This window comes from Nocardioides sp. CPCC 206348, assembly GCF_048654705.1.
GTDB lineage: Bacteria > Actinomycetota > Actinomycetes > Propionibacteriales > Nocardioidaceae > Nocardioides.
Genome location: NZ_JBMCZA010000190.1, coordinates 8879 through 11220, shown reverse-complemented (window position 1 = coordinate 11220; position 2342 = coordinate 8879). Strand labels below are relative to the sequence as shown.

3 protein-coding genes and 1 pseudogene are annotated in these 2342 nt (G+C 72.1%); 2 read left to right on the top strand and 2 right to left on the bottom strand.

Going from position 1 to position 2342, the window contains the following annotated elements:
* Both ACOADB_RS15875 and ACOADB_RS15870 read right to left on the bottom strand, forming a co-directional pair.
* Positions 1–245: pseudogene (locus ACOADB_RS15875) on the bottom strand (hydrolase); the annotation flags it as partial.
* A complete protein-coding gene (locus ACOADB_RS15870) occupies positions 242–1027 on the bottom strand; it encodes an SOS response-associated peptidase (protein ID WP_378600483.1) in 786 nt (261 codons plus the stop codon). The pseudogene ACOADB_RS15875 and the gene ACOADB_RS15870, both read right to left, overlap by 4 nt.
* 61 nt (positions 1028–1088) lie before the next feature.
* Here ACOADB_RS15870 and ACOADB_RS15865 point away from each other — a divergent pair, with 61 nt between their 5' ends.
* Together ACOADB_RS15865 and ACOADB_RS15860 are read left to right on the top strand one after the other, a co-directional pair.
* Positions 1089–1601 carry a DoxX family protein gene (locus ACOADB_RS15865; protein WP_378600480.1) on the top strand — a complete coding sequence of 171 codons (513 nt, stop codon included), beginning with the start codon at positions 1089–1091 and terminating at the stop codon, positions 1599–1601.
* A 12-nt stretch (positions 1602–1613) separates the two neighbouring features.
* On the top strand, positions 1614–2342 hold a 729-nt coding region (locus tag ACOADB_RS15860; protein WP_378600477.1), incomplete at its 3' end, for a 3-phosphoshikimate 1-carboxyvinyltransferase.

Here is a 2342-nt window from a genome sequence, read left to right as displayed (position 1 = left end):
AGCCCGACGTCGAGGGTCGGCGGCGGGGTCGCCACCTTCCTGCCCGCGCGCCGCCACGGCTGCTCGAAGCGGACGACGTTGATGCCCTGCCCGGGGAGCTGGGTCGCCAGCGCGACCAGGTCGCGGGCCTCGATCCCGCCGCCCGCGCCATGGCTGAGCAGGAGGGTCACCATGGGACGGCGGGCACGGTGCATCACGATCCGGCCTTCGCCGTACTCGGTCGGGATGAGTCGTTCCTCGGTCACAGCAGCGTCTCCTGGCCGTCGGCGGGATCGGTGAGCCGCAGCGGCGCCACGAGCTCGGGGCCGTTGTTGCGGACGTTGCCGACGGCCGTCGAGACGGGGTACGCCGTCAGGCTGGCCTGCTGCGCCGGGGTGAGCAGGCTCGACAGGTCCGCGACCGTGCGCCGCGGATCGAGCCACTCGGCGCGGCTCGCCCGGTCGACCAGCAGCGGCATCCGGTCGTGGATCCGGCCCAGCTCGTCGGTCGCCTCGGTGGTCAGGACGGTGCAGGTCCAGCGGAACCGGTCCTCGGCGTCCTCGGGCTTCGTCGGGTCGCGCCAGATCTCGTAGAGGCCCGCCATGGCCAGGACCCCGCCGTCATCGGGACGGATGAAGAAGGGCTGCTTCTGCGGCTTCCCCTTCGCGTCGGGCTGATCGAGGACGTACCACTCGTAGTAGCCGTCGGCCGGCAGGATGCAGCGCCTCGACGCGAACGCCTTGCGGAAGGCGGGCTTCTCGGCCACCGTCTCCATCCGCGCGTTGATCATCCGGCTGCCGATCTTCTCGTCCTTCGCCCACGACGGCACCAGGCCCCAGCGCAGCGCGCGCAGCTGGCGGACCGGATCGCCCTGCCGGTCGGGGTCGTCGTCGGTGCGCGGCGTCCGCTCCATGACGGCGTAGACCTCGTCGGTCGGCGCGACGTTCCACGACGGTGGCACGACCGCACGCTCGAGGCGCGGGTCGAGCACCTCGAACTCCTCGACCAGGTCCTCCGGACTGCGGCTGGAGGCGTAGCGCCCGCACATGCGGGTCAATCTATCCGGCTGCCATCCGTCTGGACCGGAGGCGGCCGGGTACTGCCTGGTCATGGCTCTCAGCAGATTGATCGCCCGCCCGCTCCTGTCGTCGTACTTCCTCGCCAACGGAGCACAAGACCTCAAGGACGCGCCCACGCGCGCCAAGGACGTCGCCCCTCTCGCGGACATGTTGGCGCCTGCCCTCGACAACGCGACGCCGGACTCCGTGCACGTGCCGACCGATCCGACGACGTGGGTGCGGATCAGCGGCGCCGTCCAGCTGGCCGCGGGACTCGCGCTCGCCACGGGAAGGATGCCGCGGCTCTCCGCGGCCGTGCTCGGCGCGACGCTGGTGCCGTCGACCGCCGCCCACCTGCGGTTCTGGGAGACGGCCGATCCTGCGGACCGCAAGGCGCAGATCGTCCAGTTCACCCGGAACGCGTCGCTGGCCGGTGGCCTGCTGATCGCTGCCTTCGACACGGCGGGCAAGCCCGGCCTGGCGTGGCGCGCGCAGCACGCTGCCCACGATGCGCGCCGCGAAGCCGCGCTGGTGACGTCGAAGGTGAAGGCCAGGGTTCACTAGACTGCGAGGGACATGAGTTCCTCAGCCCCGATCGACCCCTGGCCCGCTCCTACTGTCACCGGGCCGCTCCACGCCGCGGTCGCGCTGCCCGGGAGCAAGTCGCTCACCAACCGCGCCCTCATCCTGGCTGCGCTGGCCGACGGCCCCTCCGTCGTACGACGGGCGCTGCGCTCGCGCGACACCCTGCTGATGGCGCAGGCGCTGACCTCCGTGGGCGCCTCGGTCGACACCTCGGGTGAGGACTGGGTGGTGACGCCGCTCGACGGATCGGTGCCGGGCGACCACGCCGCTGTGGACTGCGGTCTCGCCGGGACCGTCATGCGCTTCGTGCCCCCGGTGGCCGGACTGGTGCGGGGTGAGGTCGCGTTCGACGGCGACGCCCACATGCGCAACCGGCCCGTGGGAGAAGTGCTCTCCGCGCTCTCCGCGCTCGGCATCTCCATCGACTCGTCCATGGGCACGCCCGGTGCATTGCCCTTCACGATCGCGGGCACCGGCACGGTCCCGGGAGGCACGGTCGTCATCGACGCGTCGGCGTCCTCGCAGTTCGTCTCCGCGCTGCTGCTGGCGGGCGCGCGGTTCGACGCGGGCGTCGACGTACGCCACGACGGGAAGCCGATCCCGTCGCTCCCCCACATCGAGATGACGATCGCGATGCTGCGCGACCGCGGTGTCGCCGTGGACGACAGCGACGCGAACCGCTGGGCAGTCGCCCCCGGTCCGATCGCAGCGCACGACGAG